This window comes from Stenotrophomonas sp. 17(2023) (assembly GCF_030345315.1).
Lineage (GTDB): Bacteria > Pseudomonadota > Gammaproteobacteria > Xanthomonadales > Xanthomonadaceae > Stenotrophomonas > Stenotrophomonas acidaminiphila.
On sequence record NZ_CP128405.1, the window covers coordinates 2,831,708 to 2,849,968 of the forward strand.

The following is an 18,261-nucleotide window of genomic DNA, read 5'->3' on the forward strand; positions in this document are numbered from 1 at the left end:
CGCACCAGCAGGCCATTGGTCATGGATCCGGCGGCGCGTGGCAGCGCCCGGCGCGAAAGCGGACAATAGGCATATTCCCCTGCCACGCAGCGATGCCATGTCCCCGACCCTGAACCACGAACACTCCCATGCCCTGTTCACCCGCGCGCAGCAACTGCTGCCCGGCGGCGTCAACTCGCCGGTGCGCGCGTTCAAGTCGGTCGGCGGCGAGCCGTTCTTCGTGCAGCGCGCCGACGGCGCCTACCTGCACGACGTCGATGGCAACCGCTACATCGACTACGTCGGCTCGTGGGGCCCGATGATCGTCGGCCACAACCACCCGGCGGTGCGCGAGGCGGTGCAGCAGGCCATCGGCAACGGCCTGTCGTTCGGCGCGCCGTGCCCGGCCGAGGTGACCATGGCCGAGACCATCACCCGGCTGGTGCCGTCGTGCGAGATGGTGCGCATGGTCAACTCCGGCACCGAGGCGACGCTGTCGGCGATCCGCCTGGCGCGCGGCGCCACCGGCCGCAGCAAGATCGTCAAGTTCGAAGGCTGCTACCACGGCCATGGCGATTCGTTCCTGGTCAAGGCCGGCAGCGGCATGCTGACTCTGGGCGTGCCGACCTCGCCGGGCGTGCCGGCCGGGCTCAGCGAACTCACCCTGACCCTGCCCTACAACGACTTCGAGGCGGCCACCGCGCTGTTCGAGCAGCAGGGCGGCGAGATCGCCGGCCTGATCATCGAGCCGGTGGTCGGCAACGCCAACTGCATCCCGCCGCGCGACGGCTACCTGCAGCACCTGCGCGCACTGTGCACGCGGCATGGCGCGCTGCTGATCTTCGACGAAGTGATGACCGGCTTCCGCGTGGCGCTGGGCGGTGCGCAGGCGCACTACGGCATCACCCCGGACCTGACCACCTTCGGCAAGATCATCGGCGGCGGCATGCCGGTGGGCGCCTATGGCGGCCGCCGCGCGCTGATGCAGCAGATCGCCCCGGCCGGCCCGATCTACCAGGCCGGCACGCTCAGCGGCAATCCGGTGGCGATGGCCGCGGGCCTGGCGATGCTGGAACTGATCCAGCAGCCGGGCTTCCACGCCGACCTGGCCGCACGCACCGCACGCCTGTGCGAGGGCCTGGAAGCGGCCGCGCGCGACGCCGGCGTCGCCGTCACCACCACCTGCGTCGGGGCGATGTTCGGGCTGTTCTTCACCACGGAAAAGGTGGAAACCTACGCCCAGGCCACCGCCTGCGACATCCCCGCGTTCAACCGCTTCTTCCACGCGATGCTGGAGCGCGGCGTGTTCCTGGCGCCGTCGGCCTACGAGGCCGGCTTCCTGTCCAGCGCGCACGACGATGCGGTGATCGATGCCACCCTGGCCGCCGCACGCGAGGCGTTCAAGGTGGTCGCGGCCGGTTGATCGCCCTTCACCGCTTCCGTGCAGGGGTGGCGATGCAGGCCACGACCGGGGCTTTCGCAGGCATGTTCCGGTCGCGACGGATGCCGCTCCCACGGAGACGGCATCCATGATTCCGATGATCCACGCCCTGCTACTCGACTTCGACGGTCTGCTGGCCGACTACGACCATCCGCGCCATCTCCGGCATCTGGCGCAGGCCGCGGGATGCACGCCGGCGGTGATCGACGCACAGCTGCGTGGCGCCGGCCTGGAGCTGGCGCACGCGCGCGGCGAGCTGGATGGCGACGCGCTGCTGCGGGCGTTGAACACCCGCCTCGGCACCGGCCTGGCCGCCGCCGACTGGCTGGCCGCACGCACCCGGGCCAGCACCCTGCGCCGCGACACGCTCGCCCTGCTGCAACGGCTGCGCCCCGATGTCCGCGTCGCCGTACTGACCAACAACGGCGCCTTGAGCGCGGCCGCCATCGCCGCACTGCTGCCCGGCATCGAAGTGCTGTGCAGCGCCACGCTGGGCGTGCGCAAACCCGACCCGCGCATCTACCTGGCCGCCGCCGAAAGGCTGGGCTGCGCACCGGCGCGCACGCTGTTCATCGATCATCTGTTCCGCAACGTGCAGGGCGCACGCAGCGCCGGCCTGCACGCCGACACCGCGCACCACACCCAATCACTGCGCCGCGTGCTGCGGCGCTGGCACCTGCTGTGAACCGCCACCCAGCGCATTGCGCAGCCGCGCCGCCAACGGCTCCAGTTGCGCCATCGTCGACGGGGCCGGCACGCCCATCGGGTAGACCTCCAGCAGGCCGTCTCCATGCCTGCGCGGCTGCACATGCAGATGGAAATGCGGCACTTCCTGTCCGCCGGCTTCGCCGTTGGACTGCCACAGGTTGAGCCCGTCCGGTGCGAGCGTGTCGCGCAACGCCCGCGCCACCCGATGGGCCACGCGCATCACCTGCCCCGCAAGGGCTTCGTCCAGCGCGTAGAGGGTTTCGGCATGCTGCCGGGGAACTACCAGCACATGCCCGGGCACGGCTTGGCGCAGGTCCATGAAGGCCACCACCTGCGCGTCTTCCCACACCATCCTGGCCGGCAACTCGCCGGCCAGGATGGCGCAGAATACACATCCCTGCATCAGCGCGAAGCCACGTACGCCGCGATCGCCTCGCGCACGCGCTTGAGGCCCTCGGCCAGCTCCTCGTCGGTGATGTTCAGCGGCGGCACGAAGCGCAGCACGCTGGTGCCGGCCTGCAGGATCAGCACCTGCTTTTCGGCGGCCAGGTCGAGCAGCGCGCCGATATCGGCCACGTACTCGGGCTTGAGCACCGCGCCGATCATCAGGCCCATGCCGCGCACCTGCTCGAACACGCCGAACTCGGCGCCGATCGCCTCCAGCCCGGCCTTGAGCGCGGCCGACTGCCGGGCCACGTTGGCCTTGATCGCATCCGAGGCCAGCGTGCGCAGCGCCACCCGCGCCACCGCCGCGGCCAGCGGGTTGCCGCCGAAGGTGGTGCCGTGGGCGCCGACGCCCATGACCTCGGCCACCTTCGGGCCGGCCAGCATGGCGCCGACCGGGAAGCCGCCGCCCAGCGCCTTGGCCAGGCTGACGATGTCAGGGGTCACGCCCCAGTTCCAGTGCGCGAACAGCTGGCCGGTACGGCCCATGCCCACCTGGATCTCGTCCAGCACCAGCAGCGCGTCGTGCTGGTCGCACAGCTCGCGGGCACGGCGCATGAACTCGGCCGAAGCCGGCATCACCCCGCCCTCGCCCTGCACCGGCTCGAACATCACCGCGGCCACGTCGCCGCCGGCCATGGCCGCTTCCAGCTGCGCCACGTCGTTGAAATCGGCATAGCGGAAACCGCCGGGCAGCGGCTCGTAGCCCTCCTGGTACTTGGGCTGGGCGGTGGCCGTCACCGTGGCCAGGGTGCGGCCGTGGAAGCTGCCGCGGAAGGTGACGATGACGCGCTTCTCCGGCGGCCGGCCCTGCGCCGCGGCCCACTTGCGCACCAGCTTGATCGCCACTTCATTGGCCTCGGCGCCGGAGTTGCACAGGAACACGCGGCTGGCGAAGCGCGAGGCCTCCACCAGCTCCTGCGCCAGGTGCAGCGGCGGCTCGCTGTAGAACATGTTGCTGGTGTGCCAGAGCTTGTCGGCCTGGGCCAGCAGCGCGGCCTTCAGGTCGGGGTTGTTGTGGCCGAGGCTGCACACCGCGATGCCGGCCGCCAGGTCGATGAACTCGCGCCCCTGCGTATCCCAGAGCCGCGCTCCCTGGCCGCGCTCGAGCACCAGCTGGCGGGGCCGGTACACCGGCAGGTAGTACTGCGACAGGGACAACAGCGGCTCGGCGACAGCGGTCATGGCGTTCCGGTAGAGGTGGGCGAAAGGCGCATTCTCCCCCATTAACCGGGCTGCGGCACAATAGGCCCATGCGACTGTTCTCCACCCCGCAGCTGAACCCCGCCTCCGAGACCGGCTGGCGCCGCCGATGGTTCGACATCATCCATCGGCGCGACACCCGCCCCTCGCGCAATTTCGACCTGTTGCTGGTCTACGCCATCGTCGCCAGCGTGCTGGTGGTGATGTTCGACAGCGTGCAGCACATCCATGCCGCCTGGGCGTCGTGGTTCTACGTGGTCGAGTGGGGCTTCACCCTGCTGTTCACCGCCGAGTACGTGCTGCGGCTGCTGGTGGTGCGGCGGCCGCTGCGCTATGCGCTCAGCATCTGGGGCGTCATCGACCTGCTGGCGATCCTGCCCACCTACATCTCGCTGCTGCTGCCGGGCGCGCAGTCGCTGCTGGTGGTACGCGCGCTGCGGATCCTGCGCGTGTTCCGCATCCTCAAGCTGACCCGCTACATCGAGGAGAGCGGCATCCTGATGCAGGCGCTGTGGCGCAGCCGCCGCAAGATCCTGCTGTTCCTGTCGATGGTGATCACCATCGCCATCATCGCCGGCTCGCTGATGTACGTCATCGAGGGCCCGAGCCACGGCTTCAGCAGCATCCCGGCCAGCATGTACTGGGCGGTGGTGACCATGGCCACGGTCGGCTTCGGCGACATCGTGCCGCAGACCACGCTGGGGCGCTTCGTCACCTCGGTGCTGATCCTGATCGGCTACAGCATCATCGCCGTGCCCACCGGCATCTACACCGCCGAACTGGCCAACGGCATGCGCCAGGCCGAAGCCTGGCGCCGCCGCCGCGACGACCGCGGCTGCATCGTCTGCGGCCACGAGGGCCACGAGCAGGAAGCACGCTACTGCAACCACTGCGGGCATGAACTGCCGGAGCCGCTGGAGCCCTGAGCGACGCGCGCGACGGCGCTGCCGGGCGCAACGCCGCGGCCGGCGGCGCTGTTTCAGTCCAGGAACAGGTCGGGCAGCAGCGACCGCGACGGATCGACCGCATAGCCGGACAGGTCGCCGACCCCGGCCTGCGCCAGCACCTCGTCGTCGATCAGGAAGTGGCCGCTGAAACCGGCCGCCTCGCGCACCAGCACCGCATGCGCGGCATCGGCCATGATCTCCGGGCGCCGGCAGCCGGCGGCATCGACCCCGGGAATCATGTTGATCGCATCGGTGGCGATGACCGTGCGCGGCCACAGCGCATTGACCGCCACCCCCTGCGGGCCGAACTCGGCGGCCAGGCCCAGGGTCACGAAGCTCATGCCCATCTTGGCCAGGGTGTAGCCGGTATGCGGCCCCCACCATTTCGGGTCCAGGCTCGGCGGCGGCGCCAGGGTCAGGATGTGCGGGTTCGGCGCCTGCAGCAGGTGCGGCAGGCAGGCCTGCGCGCACAGGAAGCTGCCGCGCGCGTTGACCTGCTGCATCAGGTCGAAGCGCTTCATCGGCGTGTCCAGCGTGCCACGCAGCCAGATCGCCGAGGCATTGTTGACCAGGATATCGATGCCGCCGAAGGTGTCGACCGTGGCCGCCACCGCCGCGCGCACCTGGTCTTCCTCGCGGATGTCGCATTTCAGTGCGAGGCCGCGGCCGCCGGCCGCGTTCACCGCGTCGACCGCGGTATGGATGGTGCCCGGCAGCTTGGGGTTGGGCACCGCCGACTTGGCGGCGATGGCCACGTTGGCGCCGTCGCGCGCGGCGCGCAGCGCGATCGCCAGGCCGATGCCGCGCGAGGCGCCGGTGATGAAGAGGGTCTTGCCTTGCAGGGTGCTCATGCGCGACTCCGCGATGCCGATGGAAGCGGAGCGCATTATGCGCCACCGGCACCGCCCCCCCCCTTCCGGCAGCGCGCGAACACCTGCCGTTAATCCGCGATGCCGATACTGGCGCCCTTCCACAGTTGTCGTGCGTTGCCATGAAATCCCTGCCTGTTGCCGTCTGCCTGCTGCTCGCCCTGTCCCTGCCCGCCTGCCAGAAGCGCGCCGCGTCGCCCGGCGAGGCGACATACCCGCGCGACGTCGCCGGGCAGACCACCGGCCTGGGCAACGGCGATGCCACGCCGGTGCGGATCGACGCCAGCGCGGTATGGAGCGGCTCGACCGATGCCTGCCGCCAGGCGGCCACGCCGGCGGGCAGCCACTGCGTGGTCGATGCGATGCGCAGCGCCGGCGCGACACCGGCCGCGATCGCCGCCGCGCAGCGCCTGGCGGCACAGGGCGAGTCCGGCTATGTCAGCGCCTGGGACGACCAGTCCGGGGTGGGCGTGGCGACCCTGGAGTTCCCGTTGCGCGCCAACACCAACCAGGGCACCTGGCTGGTGGACGCCAGCGGCCGGACCATCGACGTGGATGCGGACGTGCTGCCCGACAGCGCCCGCAGCCAGGCGCAGGCCAGGGCATTTTTCGACAGGCACCCGCAGGCCGTGCCATTCGCACCGGCGCAGCCCGCCGGCACCGCGCCGCTGCCCGACGGCGGCGTGCGCCTGCTGTACGCCATGCCACTGCGCGGCTGCCACGCCTGCGCCGACGACGGCACGCTCACGCTGGGCTACGACTTCGACGCCGGGCGCCGCTACATCGGCCGGCAGGTGGTGGAGGTGCGCTGAGCCGCGCCAGCGCGTTGTCCGCCAGGCCGGCGCAAGGCAGCCGCGCAGGATCGCAACGCTGCAACGAACCCACCGTGGAGCGGAGCAAGCGCCGCTCCACGCGTATTGCCAACGTGATGGAGCAGCGCCCCCCATTCTGTCGAGAGGGCGCGCCAAAGCCGCGGGGGACAGGCAAGGCGGCGAGTCGGAGCCCAAAGCCGCACGGCAGGGTTCTGGGATGCAGTCCGCCACGCCGGCCCCGTCACATCTTCGGGCCCTGCCCCTCGTTGTCTTCCCAGTGCAGGATGCGCCGGGTCACGAAGCGGTACACCGGCTTGCCGGTGGCGAACCACAGCTCGCGCACCCACGAATGGCGCTTGAGCAGGCGCAGCTCCACCGGGGTCAACGCCTGCCGGCAGTACATGCGCTTGTGCTTGAGCAGATGGCGCAGGTCCTCGCGCGCGAGCAGGCGCATCCAGCGCGAGCGCGGGTCGCCGCAGACCGCGAGCTGGAAGTCGATCAGCGCCGGCGAGCCATCGGCGCGCACCAGCCAGTTGGCTTCCTTGGCCAGGTCGTTGTGGGCGATGCCCTGGCGGTGCACCTGCTGCAGCAGGCGGCGCGCGGCATGGAACCAGGCCACGTCGCCACGCGGCGGGCGCAGGTGCATGGCCGCCCCCTCCATGTAACTGCGGTCCAGCCAGCGCCCGTCCCAGGCCAGCAGCCGCGGGGTGGCCTCCATTCCGCCCAGCTTCGCCAGCGCGCGCGCCTCGCGCCGCGCCAGCCACCAGGCCGGCAGCCGCAGCCACCACGCGGTGGCGCCGAGATCGCGGCGCACGAAGCGGCGGCCGCCCTCGCACACCACCAGGATGCGGCCGAAGCTGTCGGATTTGAGGATCTGGACGCCGTCGTCGTGGGGAGTGGCCATCGCCGCCATTCTAGCCGCTGGCCGTCGCCGGCCGGACCGGCCGCGGCCCTGCACGGGCACCGCGCTACCTGCATGGCCGCTGTCGGGAACCGCGGCGCAAGCGAGCGGTCAGACACCCGCGCCCTTCTATAATCCCGCGATGCAACCTTCCTGGATCGACTCCCTCCTGGCCTGGATCGCCGCGCACCCGGTACTGGCCGGCGGCGCCGTCTTCGCCATCGCCTTCTGCGACGCCGTGATCATCCTCGGCGCGATCGTGCCGGCATTGCCGTTGATGATCGCCGTCGGCGTGCTGATCGGCATGGGCGAAATCTCCGGCCCCTACGCGGTGGCCTGCGCCGCGCTCGGTGCCTTCTGCGGCGACGGCCTGAGCTACTGGGTCGGCCGGCGCTGGGGCGACCGCCTGCGCGGGGTCTGGCCGTTCAGCCGCTACCCGCAGCTGCTGGAACGCGGCGAACTGCTGTTCAGGCGCAACGCCTTCAAGAGCATCCTGGTGGCGCGTTATGTCGGCGCGATCCGTCCGTTCGTGCCGGCCATCGCCGGCATGGCCAGGATGCCGCTGGCGCGCTACGCACAACCCAGCGCCGTCGCCAGTCTGTCGTGGGCGGTGCTGTTCCTGCTGCCGGGCTGGGCGCTGGGACAGGCCTACGACGCGGTGGCCGCGGTCGCCGGCCGACTGTTCGTGGTGGTGGCACTGCTCGGGGTGATGCTGGGCCTGGTATGGGCCATCGTGCTGTATGGCTACCGCTGGTCGGCCGCGCGCATGGACGGCTGGCTGGCGCGCCTGCTGCGCTGGTCGCAGCGCCACCCGCACCTGCTCGGCCGCTACTGGAACGACCTGTTCGACCCGCGCCGGCGCGAATCGGTGCCGCTGGCGATGCTGGCATTGATGCTGCTGCTGCTGGGCTGGGGCTGGTTCGTGCTGCTGATGGTGGTGGTCGGCCACGGCGAGCCGCTGTCGCTGGACCTGGCCGTGCACCACCTGATGCTGGCCCTGCGCAACCCGTTGGCCGACTACCCGATGGCGGCGCTGGCCTCGCTGGGCGACTGGCAGGTGCTGCTGCCGGCGATCGCCGCGGGCATGGGCTACCTGGCCTGGCGGCGGCGCTGGATGGCCGCCGCGCACTGGCTGGCGGCGCTGGCGTTCGGCCTGGCGCTGACCAAGCTGCTGGGCGCCACCGTGGACGTGGTGCGGCCACCGGCCGCCAGCAGCGGCTTCGGCTTCCCGTCGGTGTCGGTGACCATGGCCACCATCACCTTCGGCTTCTTCGCCGTGCTGATCAGCCGCGAGCTGCCCGGGCGCACGCGGGTGTGGCCGTACCTGGTGTCGGGCATCGTGGTCACCATCATCGGCTTCGCCCGCCTGTACCTGGGCGCGCACTGGCTCAGCGACGTCATCGGCGGCATGTTGTTCGGCATCTTCTGGCTGCTGGTGCTGGGCATCGCCTACCGCCGCCGCTTCAACCGCTCGTTCTGGGTCAAGCCGGTGACCTGGCTGTTCTACGGCGTCTTCCTGCTGGCCGGGTTCTGGTATGCGCCGCGCAACGTGGCCGCCAAGCTGGCCAAGTTCGAACCGGCGGCCGAGGCGCCGCGGATGATGGATGCGGCGTGGTGGTGGCAGGACGGCTGGCGCGAGCTGCCGGCGCGCCGCAACGAATTCGACGACGACCAGCGCTGGCCGCTGGACGTGCAGGTGGCCGGGCCGCTGGCGCCGCTGCGCCAACAGCTGGAACGCAATGGCTGGACGCTGCAGCCGCAGGCCGGCTGGCAACAGGCATTGAGCATGCTCGACAGCAAGGCCACGCCGGACCAGGTGCCGGTGTTGCCGGCAACGCTGGACACCCATGTCGAATCGCTGCTGATGCTGCGCCGGGGCACGCGCCCGGACGAGCTGTATGCGCTGCGCCTGTGGCCGGCACCGGTGCGGCTGCAACCGGGCCAGGCGCCATTGTGGCTGGGCAGCGCGCAGACCCTGCGCTACCAGCGGCACTTCAAGCTGTTCGGGCTGTGGCTGCCGCTGCGCGGCGTGGACCCGGCGCTGGAGGCGGTGACGCAGTCGCTGGACGGAATGGAAACCCGCACCCAGCCCATGCCCGAGAACGGAATGCAGCTGCTGATGATCCGCAGCGACCGCGCCCCGTGACCACGGCGGCGCGGTGCGGGCCTGCCCGCGGCGCGTCTCGTGGCGCGGCTACGGCTCCGCCCCGGCGGGCGGTTCGAAATCGGGAATCCAGCTGATCAGCCGCTCCAGCCGCAGGTGCGGATCGTCTTCCTGCAGCAGCACCAGCCGCTGCTCCTCGTCCAGCGGCAGCAGTTCGCCCAGCCGCCAGCCCACCCAGGCGGCCTGGTCCAGCTGCGCCGGGCCGGCGCCGGCGAACTCGCCGCCGGCCTGTTCCAGGATGCGCTCCAGCAGCAGGCCCAGCAGCGCATGCTCCGGGCGCAGCTCGTCGTCGTGGTCCGGCTCGCGCCATTGGATCTGGCCCACCACCAGGCCGTTGTCGCGCACCCGCGTGCGCTCGACGTGGAAGCGGCGGCCGCCACGCAGGCGCAGCAGCAGCACGCCGTCGGCACCGACATCGAAATCCTCGATCAACGCCTCCACGCCCCACGCCGCGGGCGTGGCCGGCGCACCGACTTCTTCGCCGTCCAGGATCAGGCAGATGCCGAAGGTGCCGCCGTGGCGGCCGCATTCGCGCACCAGGTCCATGTAGCGCGGCTCGAACACGCGCAGGCCGAGCGCGGCGCCGGGCAACAACACGCCGTGCAGCGGGAACAGGGGCAGGGTCTGGGTATCGGTCATCGGCCGGGCCGGGCTCCACGGGCGGAAAAATCCACAACGAGGGTAGCGCATGTCCCGCGCCACCCCCGCGCTGCGCCCGGCAGCGGTATCAGCCCTGCAGTCGCGCCAGGAAACGGCGTGGCGCGCCGTCGAAGCCGCCGTTGGACATGAACACCACGTGGTCGCCATCACGCACCGCTTCGCCCAGCCGCGCCAGCAGCGCGTCGGTATCGGCCACCGCCTGCGCCTGCCCGCGCACCGCCGCGATCACCGCGGCCGCATCCCACGGCAGCTCCGGGCGGGCAAGGAACACCACCGCGTCGGCGATGTCCAGCGACGGCGCCAGCGCCGCGGCATGCGCGCCCAGCCGCATCGAATTGCTGCGTGGCTCCATCGCCACCACGATCCGCGCCGGCCCGACCTTCGCGCGCAGGCCTTCCAGCGTGGTGTGGATGGCGGTGGGATGGTGGGCGAAGTCGTCGTAGATGGTCACGCCGCGCGCCTGGCCGATCACTTCCAGCCGGCGCTTGACGCTCTGGAAGCCGGCCAGCGCCGGCGCCACCGCGGCCAGGTCCACGCCCACCGCATGCGCGGCGGCCAGCGCCGCCAGGCCGTTGAGCACGTTGTGGCGGCCCAGCAGAGGCCAGCGCACCTGCGCCACCTCCACGCCCCGGTGCAGCACCACGAACGCGCTGCCGTCCTGCTCGACCAGGCGCGCGCTCCATTCCAGCGCGGGGTCGAAACCGAAGCGCTCAACCGGCGTCCAGCAGCCCATCGCCAACGCCTCGGCCAGGCGCTCGTCCTCGCCGTTGACGATCAGCCGGCCACGCCCGGGCACGGTGCGCACCAGGTGGTGGAACTGGCGCTGGATCGCGGCCACGTCCGGGAAGATGTCGGCGTGGTCGTATTCCAGGTTGTTGAGGATCGCCACCAGCGGCCGGTAATGGACGAACTTGCTGCGCTTGTCGAAGAACGCGGTGTCGTATTCGTCGGCCTCGACCACGAACTCGCGACCGCCGCCGAGGCGTGCCGAAACCCCGAAGTCCTCGGCCACGCCGCCGATCAGGAAGCCCGGCTCGCGCCCGGCCGCCTGCAGCAGGAAGGCCAGGATGGTGGTCGTGGTGGTCTTGCCATGGGTACCGGCCACCGCCAGCGTGTCGCGGCCCGGCAGCACGTTTTCGGCCAGCCACTGCGCACCGCTGGTGTAGCGGCGGCCGCCATCGAGCACCGCCTCCACCGCCGCGTTGCCGCGCGACAGCGCGTTGCCGATCACGATCTCGTCGCAATCGGCGCCGATGTTGCCGGGCAGGTAGCCCTGCGCCAGGCTGATGCCCAGCGTCTCCAGCTGGGTGGACATGGGCGGGTACACCGCCTGGTCGCTGCCTTCGACCGCGTGGCCGAGTTCGCGGGCCAGGGCGGCCACGCCGCCCATGAAAGTACCGGCGATGCCGAGGATATGGAGCTTGCTCATGCGCCGATTGTCGCCGATGCGGCGGCGCGCGGGTATGTCATCCCGGCATTACCCCTACCCGCCTGTAGGGGAAACTCCTATACCGCTGGGGGGCATTCATACCGAGAATACACGGGCCAGCCGCAGTATCCCTCAGGTCCTACTCCCCAAGAGGCCATCCCCAGGGAGCTCATGCTGCGGGGCTCTGAGCACGCCCACCTGCTGGCCCCTGTACGACGAACGCCCCGGACCAGCCGATGGTCCGGGGCGTTCGCTTGTGCGCCCGCTCCGGCGCGGGCCCGGAGCGGGAGGCAAGGCATTAGCGCTTGATCGCCGCCAGGATGCGGGCCAGCACTTCGTCCAGCGCGCCGACGCCGTCGACACGGGCCAGCGTGCCCTTTCCGGCGTAGAAATCGATCACCGGCGCGGTGGAGTCGTTGTAGACCTGCAGGCGCTGGCGCACCGATTCGGGGTTGTCGTCGGCGCGCCCCTGCTCCTTGGCGCGGCCGGCGATGCGCTCGACCAGCAGCTCGGTCGGCACGTCCAGCTGCACGATGGCGTCCAGCGGCTGCTGCAGGCGGGCCAGCAGTTCGCCCAGCGCGTTGGCCTGGGCCACGTTGCGCGGGTAACCGTCGAGAATGAAGCCGTTGGCGACGTCGGCCTGGGCCAGGCGGGCTTCGAGCATGCCCAGCAGGATGTCGTCGGACACCAGGTTGCCGGCATCCATCACCGCCTTGGCCTGCTTGCCCAGCTCGGTGCCGGCAGCCACTTCGGCGCGCAGCAGGTCGCCGGTGGAGATGTGCGGAATCCGCAGCTCTTCCTTCAGGCGGGTCGCCTGCGTGCCCTTGCCCGAACCGGGCGGTCCCAACAGAACCAATCGCATTCCTGACTCCCTTGTATGTAGAGGACGTTTCTTTCAGGGACGGACAGCGGCGTTAGACTCATGGGCCGATTCACGCTGCACCGCAATAACGCAGCTTACCGCATCCGGCCAATGTCCCGGAAATGTCCCCCGCCCGGAGAATCCCGCCCATGTCCAAAGGTACCCTGCTCTACGCCCAGTCAGGTGGCGTGACCGCCGTCATCAACGCCACCGCGTCGGCCGTCATCGCCGAAGCAAGGGCCAGCAGAATCAAGGTGTTGGCCGCTCGCAACGGCATCCTGGGCGCGCTGCGCGAGGACCTGATCGACACCTCCCGCGAGTCGGCCGCCAGTATCGCCGCGCTGGCCCATACCCCGGGCGGCGCGTTCGGCTCGTGCCGCTACAAGCTCAAGTCGCTGGAGGCGGACCGGGCCCGCTACGCGCGCCTGCTGGAGGTGTTCAGGGCGCACGACGTGCGCTGGTTCCTCTACAACGGCGGCAACGATTCGGCCGATACCGCGCTGAAGGTCTCGCAGCTGGCCCGCGAGTTCGACTACCCGCTGACCTGCGTCGGCGTGCCCAAGACCATCGACAACGACCTGGCGGTCACCGACACCTGCCCCGGCTTCGGCTCGGCGGCCAAGTACACCGCGGTGTCGGTGCGCGAGGCCGCGCTGGACGTTGCGGCGATGGCCGAGACCTCCACCCGCGTGTTCATCTACGAGGCGATGGGCCGCCATGCCGGCTGGCTGGCCGCCGCGGCCGGGCTGGCCGGGGAAAACCCCTACGATGCGCCGCAGATCATCCTGTTGCCCGAACGCGCCTACGACGAGGCCACCTTCCTGGCGAAGGTGAAGCAGGTGGTGGCCAGGGTGGGCTGGTGCGTGGTGGTCGCCAGCGAGGGCATCCAGAGCGCCGATGGCCGCTTCGTCGCCGACGCCGGTGGCGCCACCGACTCGTTCGGCCACACCCAGCTCGGCGGCGTGGCCTCCTACCTCGCCGGCCGGGTCAAGGCCGAGCTGGGCTACAAGGTGCACTGGACCCTGCCGGACTACCTGCAGCGCTCGGCCCGCCACGTCGCCTCGAAGACCGACTGGGAGCAGGCGCAGGCCGTGGGCAGGGCGGCGGTGCGGTTCGCGCTGGCCGGGCGCAACTCGGTGATGCCGGTGATCGCGCGCACCTCCGATGCCCCCTACCGCTGGAAGATCGAGGCCGCGCCGCTGTCCAGGGTGGCCAACCACGAGAAGAAGATGCCGGCCGGCTTCATCCGCCGCGACGGCTTCGGCATCACCGACAAGGCGCGCCGCTACCTGCAGCCGCTGATCCGTGGCGAAGCGCCGCTGCCGTGGGGCCGCGACGGACTGCCGAAGTACGTGACCCTGAAGAACGTGGCGGTCGCCAGGAAGCTCCCGGCCTGGGAGGGCTGAGCCCATCCATGCGGCGGCGCCAGGCCATCGCCCAGCCCTCAGCTGCAGCGGCCAGTGGACAGATGCGTCGCGACTGATCGCGACGCATGCCGGCAGCGGCATTGCCGGCACCATGGAGGAGCGCTGGCCACGGCGCCGGCACCCGGCCAGGCCCACGGCACCGACGTGTTCCCAAAGCGCCCGCCCACGGCTACGATCGTGCCCACAGGCAGGGGGCCGACAGGATGTCCAGCGACGCACCACCCGGCGCCATTCTGGCGCTGCTTCTGCACGTGCTGTCCAGTGCCATCTCCGGCCAGCAACCGGGCACGGCCGCCAGCGTGGCGCCCGACCCGCCTGCCGCACCTGCAGCCTCCGCCGCGCCGGATGGTGCCGCCACCCCGCTTCCAGCCGGCATGCCGGTAACCATCGAACTCGGCGAATCGCTGGCCTCATCCACACACAAGCGCGGCGACGTTTTTCCGATCGTGCTGGTCGAACCACTGCTGCTCGATGGCATCGAGCGGGTTGCCGCCGGCACCCGCGGAACCGGCCAGGTCGTCCACGCCGCCCCCGCGCGGGGAGGCGGTGCTCCCGGCGAACTGATCATTGCCGCGCGCATGCTGGAAACACCCGCCGGTCCACTGCTGCTGCGAGGCTTCAAAGTGGGGGCCAGCGGTGACGACAACAGCGGCATGGCGTTGGGCGTTTCATTCGCTGCGGGACCGTTCGCGATGTTCATCCGCGGCCGCGAAGTAGTGATACCCGAAGGGACCCGTGGCATCGCCAGAATCCGTGCCCAGCCGCGGGCCGAGCCAGGCGCCGCCGCGGACTCCGCCCCCATCCCGGCCCCCGTCGCGCCACCGGCCACCGGCCCGGCTCCGACTCTCGATTCCGATCCTTCCCTTTCACCCACACCCGACACCCGGGACCAACCCAAGGAGTAGTTCCATGCAAGTACGCTTGTGCACGTTGACGCTTTCCGCGGCACTGCTGATCCCGTTCAGTGGTGCGGCGCAGCAGGTGGAAGAAGCGCTGACGCCCCCTCCGGCCGCCCCGGCTGCCGACACGCAGGCAGGCAACGAAGCGGCCGAGGTCAACGCCGCGGCCAGCACCCCGGCAGCGGCACCCGAAACCGTGGCAAGCAATGGCAGGATCGCGCCGGCCCCGGCCGACAAGGCACAGATCGTGTTCTTCCGCCCCAGCAAGTTCGCTGGTGGCGCAATCGGCTTCAAGGTGCGCGAAGGCGAACAGGAGCTGGGCAAGCTCCGCAGCGGCAACTACTTCATCCACTTCGCCGAGCCCGGCACCCACCACTACACCGTCCACTCCGAAGCCAAGGACGTGCTGACCATGGAGGTCGAGGAGGGCGAAACCTACTTCGTGCAGGGGACGATCACGATGGGCGTGCTGGCCGGCCGCCCCAACCTGTCCCCGTCCGACGAAGCGACCTTCAACGGCATGGCGGACAAGCTCAAGCTCCGCGAGTGACCCAGCCTCACCAACGGGGGCGGCATCCCCGCCCCCCTTTGCATTCGCGCCACCGCCCGCCTCAGCGGCACGGCGTGCCCTGCACCCGCATGTCCACCGCGAACGCCGGCAGCGATGCCAGCTTGCCGGCATCGGCCTGCTGCCGCGCTTCGCCCAGGTACACGCGCACCTGCCCCTGCCCGTCGCGCGCCAGCGGCTGCTCGACCGGGCGCCGCCAGACCTCGACCACCGCCTGCTGGCCCGGGCAGGCCGCGGACGGTATGCGGATGCGGTCATTGAGCCGCCACCCGTCCTCGCCCGGCGTGACCCGGGTTGCTTCCCGCAGTACCGCGCGCGGCTGGCAGCGCGCATCGGTGCGTACCAGTTGCATGGCGTAGGGTGGGTCGGCCTGGCCGGTGAAACGTCCCTCGATGCGCACGCAGGCCTCGGGAATCTGCCGTACGGTATGCACCGCCCCCACCGCCTGCGCCGTGCCCGGCGGGCGCTGGATCTCCGGTTGCGCGGCCGCCGGCGCCTGTGCGCCTGCGGCCAGCGGCAACAGCGCCAGCAACGGTATCGACCGCATTCCACCCCGCATCTTCATCGTCCAGCCTCGCTTTTCGTCCAGAGCGCACGGTGCCAGCGCGGCGCTGAACGGCATGGCAAGCGCGTGCGGGCCGTGACAGTGAACGGCAGCTGACCCATACTCGCCGCAGCTCCAGGAATCGTTGAACACCGCGACACGTACCACGGCCGCTGCATGGCTCCGGGTCTGTTCCAGTGCTTCATCCCGGCGTGTCCCGCGTTCAGCGCTGCTGGACGACATCCACCTGTGCTGGAGGGGTTCATGCTGGAACACTACGGTCTCGTCTTCGCGCTGGCCTGCGCGGTCATCGCCATCGCCTATGGTCTGTTCGCCGCCCGCTGGATATTGCGCCAGCCGGCCGGCAACGCACGCATGCAGGAGATCGCCTCGGCGATCCAGGAGGGCGCGCGCGCCTATCTCAACCGCCAGTACCTGACCATCGCCATCGCCGGCGTGGTGCTGTTCGTGCTGGTGGGCGTGTTCCTGAGCTGGTACACCGCGGTCGGCTTCGCGGTTGGCGCGGTGCTGTCCGGCGTGGCCGGCTACATCGGCATGAACGTCTCGGTGCGCGCCAACGTGCGCACCGCCGAAGCCGCGCGCAACGGCATGGGCGCGGCGATGGACGTGGCCTTCAAGGGCGGCGCGATCACCGGAATGCTGGTGGTGGGGCTGGGCCTGCTGGGCGTGGCCGGCTACTTCTTCGTGCTGCAGAAGCTGGGCCTGCCGCAGGCCGACAACCTGCACGCGCTGGTCGGCCTGGCCTTCGGCTCGTCGCTGATCTCGATCTTCGCGCGCCTGGGTGGCGGCATCTTCACCAAGGGCGCGGACGTGGGCGCCGACCTGGTGGGCAAGGTCGAAGCCGGCATTCCCGAGGACGACCCGCGCAACCCGGCGGTGATCGCCGACAACGTCGGCGACAACGTCGGCGACTGCGCCGGCATGGCCGCCGACCTGTTCGAAACCTATGCGGTGACGGTGATCGCCACCATGCTGCTGGGCGGCATGATGATGGTGCCGGGCTCGGCCGACTTCGCTGGCAAGAACGCGGTGCTGTATCCGCTGGTACTGGGCGGCGTATCGATCCTCGCCTCGATCATCGGCGCGATGTTCGTCAAGGTCTCCGGCAGCAAGCCCAACATCATGGGCGCGCTGTACAAGGGCGTGATCGTCTCCGGCGTGCTGGCCGCGATCGCGTTCTACCCGATCACCACCGCGCTGATGGGCGACAACGCCCACGGCGCGATGAACCTCTACATCTGCGCGCTGATCGGCCTGCTGCTGACCGGCCTGATCGTGTGGATCACCGAGTACTACACCGGCACCCAGTACAAGCCGGTGCAGCACGTGGCCAAGGCCTCCACCACCGGCCACGGCACCAACATCATCGCCGGGCTGGGCGTGTCGATGAAGTCCACCGCGCTGCCGGTGGTGGCGGTGTGCGCGGCGATCTGGTTCGCGTTCCTGCACGGCGGCCTGTACGGCATCGCCATCGCCGCCACCGCGATGCTGTCGATGGCCGGCATGATCGTCGCGCTCGATGCCTACGGGCCGATCACCGACAACGCCGGCGGCATCGCCGAGATGGCCGAGCTGCCGCCGGAGATCCGCGACATCACCGACCCGCTCGATGCCGTGGGCAACACCACCAAGGCTGTCACCAAGGGCTATGCGATCGGCTCGGCCGCGCTCGCCGCGCTGGTGCTGTTCGCCGACTACACCCACAACCTGCAGGCGGCACACCCCGGCAGGTCGTTCGTGTTCGACCTGTCCGACCACCGGGTGATCATCGGCCTGCTGGTCGGCGGCCTGATCCCCTATCTGTTCGGTGCGATGGCGATGGAGGCGGTGGGCCGCGCCGCCGGCGCGGTGGTGGAGGAAGTACGCCGCCAGTTCCGCGAGATCGCCGGGATCATGGATGGCAGCGGCAAGCCGCAGTACGACAGGGCGGTGGACATGCTGACCCGCTCGGCGATCAGGGAAATGATCGTGCCGTCGCTGCTGCCGGTGGCGGTGCCGATCGTGGTCGGCCTGCTGCTCGGGCCCGAAGCGCTGGGCGGGCTGCTGATCGGCACCATCGTCACCGGCATCTTCGTGGCGATCTCGATGACCACCGGCGGCGGCGCCTGGGACAACGCCAAGAAGTACATCGAGGACGGCCACTTCGGCGGCAAGGGCAGCGAGGCGCACAAGGCCGCGGTGACCGGCGACACCGTCGGCGATCCCTACAAGGACACCGCCGGCCCGGCGATCAACCCGCTGATCAAGATCATCAACATCGTGGCGCTGCTGCTGGTGCCGCTGCTGTAGGCCCGCCCGGTTGGCAGGCCGCCGGCCCCTCCAGCGCGTGCGGACGGGGGCCGGCGCCGGGCCGCGCCAGGGCGCCACTGCCGGGCTTCGCGCC

General features: G+C 70.6%; 17 protein-coding genes. 9 read left to right on the plus strand and 8 right to left on the minus strand.

Going from position 1 to position 18,261, the window contains the following annotated elements; all coding sequences use genetic code 11:
* The first annotated feature begins 109 nt into the window (after nt 1-109).
* Both hemL and QQA12_RS12800 read left to right on the plus strand, forming a co-directional pair.
* Nucleotides 110-1,402 carry a glutamate-1-semialdehyde 2,1-aminomutase gene (gene hemL / locus QQA12_RS12795; protein ID WP_056931333.1) on the plus strand — a complete coding sequence of 431 codons (1,293 nt, stop codon included), beginning with the start codon at nt 110-112 and terminating at the stop codon, nt 1,400-1,402.
* Nucleotides 1,403-1,508: 106 nt separating this feature from the next.
* Complete coding sequence (locus QQA12_RS12800) at nt 1,509-2,105, plus strand: HAD family phosphatase (protein WP_226049496.1); 597 nt, start codon at nt 1,509-1,511, stop codon at nt 2,103-2,105.
* Here QQA12_RS12800 and QQA12_RS12805 read toward each other — a convergent pair.
* Together QQA12_RS12805 and QQA12_RS12810 are read right to left on the minus strand one after the other, a co-directional pair.
* The gene (locus tag QQA12_RS12805; RefSeq protein ID WP_054667419.1) at nt 2,067-2,531 is read right to left on the minus strand and encodes an HIT family protein; all 465 of its coding nucleotides are present in this window, start codon (nt 2,529-2,531) and stop codon (nt 2,067-2,069) included. The two genes, QQA12_RS12800 and QQA12_RS12805, sit on opposite strands and share 39 nt — an antisense overlap.
* Nucleotides 2,531-3,757 carry an acetylornithine transaminase gene (locus QQA12_RS12810; RefSeq protein ID WP_054668763.1) on the minus strand — a complete coding sequence of 409 codons (1,227 nt, stop codon included), beginning with the start codon at nt 3,755-3,757 and terminating at the stop codon, nt 2,531-2,533. Before QQA12_RS12810 ends, QQA12_RS12805 begins: the two co-directional genes overlap by 1 nt.
* A gap of 68 nt (nt 3,758-3,825) precedes the next feature.
* Between QQA12_RS12810 and QQA12_RS12815 the strand changes: the two genes are divergently transcribed.
* Nucleotides 3,826-4,701 carry an ion transporter gene (locus QQA12_RS12815; RefSeq protein WP_182335167.1) on the plus strand — a complete coding sequence of 292 codons (876 nt, stop codon included), beginning with the start codon at nt 3,826-3,828 and terminating at the stop codon, nt 4,699-4,701.
* A gap of 53 nt (nt 4,702-4,754) precedes the next feature.
* On the opposite strand, the gene QQA12_RS12820 is transcribed toward QQA12_RS12815, so the two are convergent.
* On the minus strand, nt 4,755-5,573 hold the full coding sequence (locus QQA12_RS12820) for an NAD(P)-dependent oxidoreductase (protein WP_226049497.1): 819 nt from the start codon (nt 5,571-5,573) through the stop codon (nt 4,755-4,757).
* A gap of 140 nt (nt 5,574-5,713) precedes the next feature.
* Between QQA12_RS12820 and QQA12_RS12825 the strand changes: the two genes are divergently transcribed.
* Complete coding sequence (locus QQA12_RS12825) at nt 5,714-6,403, plus strand: hypothetical protein (protein ID WP_054667422.1); 690 nt, start codon at nt 5,714-5,716, stop codon at nt 6,401-6,403.
* A gap of 241 nt (nt 6,404-6,644) precedes the next feature.
* Here the strand turns inward: QQA12_RS12825 and QQA12_RS12830 are convergent, their stop codons facing one another.
* Nucleotides 6,645-7,307 (minus strand): phosphotransferase, encoded by a 663-nt coding sequence (locus tag QQA12_RS12830; RefSeq protein ID WP_226049498.1) that lies wholly within the window; start codon nt 7,305-7,307, stop codon nt 6,645-6,647.
* Nucleotides 7,308-7,446: 139 nt separating this feature from the next.
* Between QQA12_RS12830 and QQA12_RS12835 the strand changes: the two genes are divergently transcribed.
* Nucleotides 7,447-9,450 (plus strand): bifunctional DedA family/phosphatase PAP2 family protein, encoded by a 2,004-nt coding sequence (locus tag QQA12_RS12835; RefSeq protein ID WP_056932700.1) that lies wholly within the window; start codon nt 7,447-7,449, stop codon nt 9,448-9,450.
* Between the two features lie 48 nt (nt 9,451-9,498).
* Here the strand turns inward: QQA12_RS12835 and QQA12_RS12840 are convergent, their stop codons facing one another.
* The 3 genes from QQA12_RS12840 to QQA12_RS12850 all read right to left on the minus strand — a co-directional run bounded on the left by QQA12_RS12840 (nt 9,499) and on the right by QQA12_RS12850 (nt 12,419).
* The gene (locus QQA12_RS12840; protein WP_226049499.1) at nt 9,499-10,107 is read right to left on the minus strand and encodes an LON peptidase substrate-binding domain-containing protein; all 609 of its coding nucleotides are present in this window, start codon (nt 10,105-10,107) and stop codon (nt 9,499-9,501) included.
* Between the two features lie 88 nt (nt 10,108-10,195).
* On the minus strand, nt 10,196-11,557 hold the full coding sequence (gene mpl, locus QQA12_RS12845) for a UDP-N-acetylmuramate:L-alanyl-gamma-D-glutamyl-meso-diaminopimelate ligase (RefSeq protein ID WP_226049500.1): 1,362 nt from the start codon (nt 11,555-11,557) through the stop codon (nt 10,196-10,198).
* Between the two features lie 298 nt (nt 11,558-11,855).
* Complete coding sequence (locus QQA12_RS12850; RefSeq protein ID WP_054667432.1) at nt 11,856-12,419, minus strand: adenylate kinase; 564 nt, start codon at nt 12,417-12,419, stop codon at nt 11,856-11,858.
* Between the two features lie 149 nt (nt 12,420-12,568).
* Between QQA12_RS12850 and QQA12_RS12855 the strand changes: the two genes are divergently transcribed.
* From QQA12_RS12855 to QQA12_RS12865, 3 genes are all read left to right on the plus strand, one after another.
* Nucleotides 12,569-13,825, plus strand: a complete 1,257-nt coding sequence (locus tag QQA12_RS12855) for a 6-phosphofructokinase (RefSeq protein ID WP_226049501.1) — start codon at nt 12,569-12,571, stop codon at nt 13,823-13,825.
* Nucleotides 13,826-14,049: 224 nt separating this feature from the next.
* Nucleotides 14,050-14,751, plus strand: coding sequence for a hypothetical protein (locus tag QQA12_RS12860; RefSeq protein ID WP_226049502.1), 702 nt, complete (start codon nt 14,050-14,052; stop codon nt 14,749-14,751).
* 4 nt (nt 14,752-14,755) lie between these two features.
* Nucleotides 14,756-15,295, plus strand: a complete 540-nt coding sequence (locus QQA12_RS12865; RefSeq protein WP_226049503.1) for a DUF2846 domain-containing protein — start codon at nt 14,756-14,758, stop codon at nt 15,293-15,295.
* 61 nt (nt 15,296-15,356) lie between these two features.
* On the opposite strand, the gene QQA12_RS12870 is transcribed toward QQA12_RS12865, so the two are convergent.
* Nucleotides 15,357-15,860: a hypothetical protein gene (locus tag QQA12_RS12870; protein ID WP_226049504.1), complete on the minus strand. Its 504-nt coding sequence runs from the start codon at nt 15,858-15,860 to the stop codon at nt 15,357-15,359.
* A 261-nt stretch (nt 15,861-16,121) separates the two neighbouring features.
* Between QQA12_RS12870 and QQA12_RS12875 the strand changes: the two genes are divergently transcribed.
* Entirely contained in the window at nt 16,122-18,167 is a 2,046-nt protein-coding gene (locus QQA12_RS12875; RefSeq protein ID WP_054668765.1) for a sodium-translocating pyrophosphatase, read from the plus strand.
* Nucleotides 18,168-18,261 lie beyond the last annotated feature (94 nt).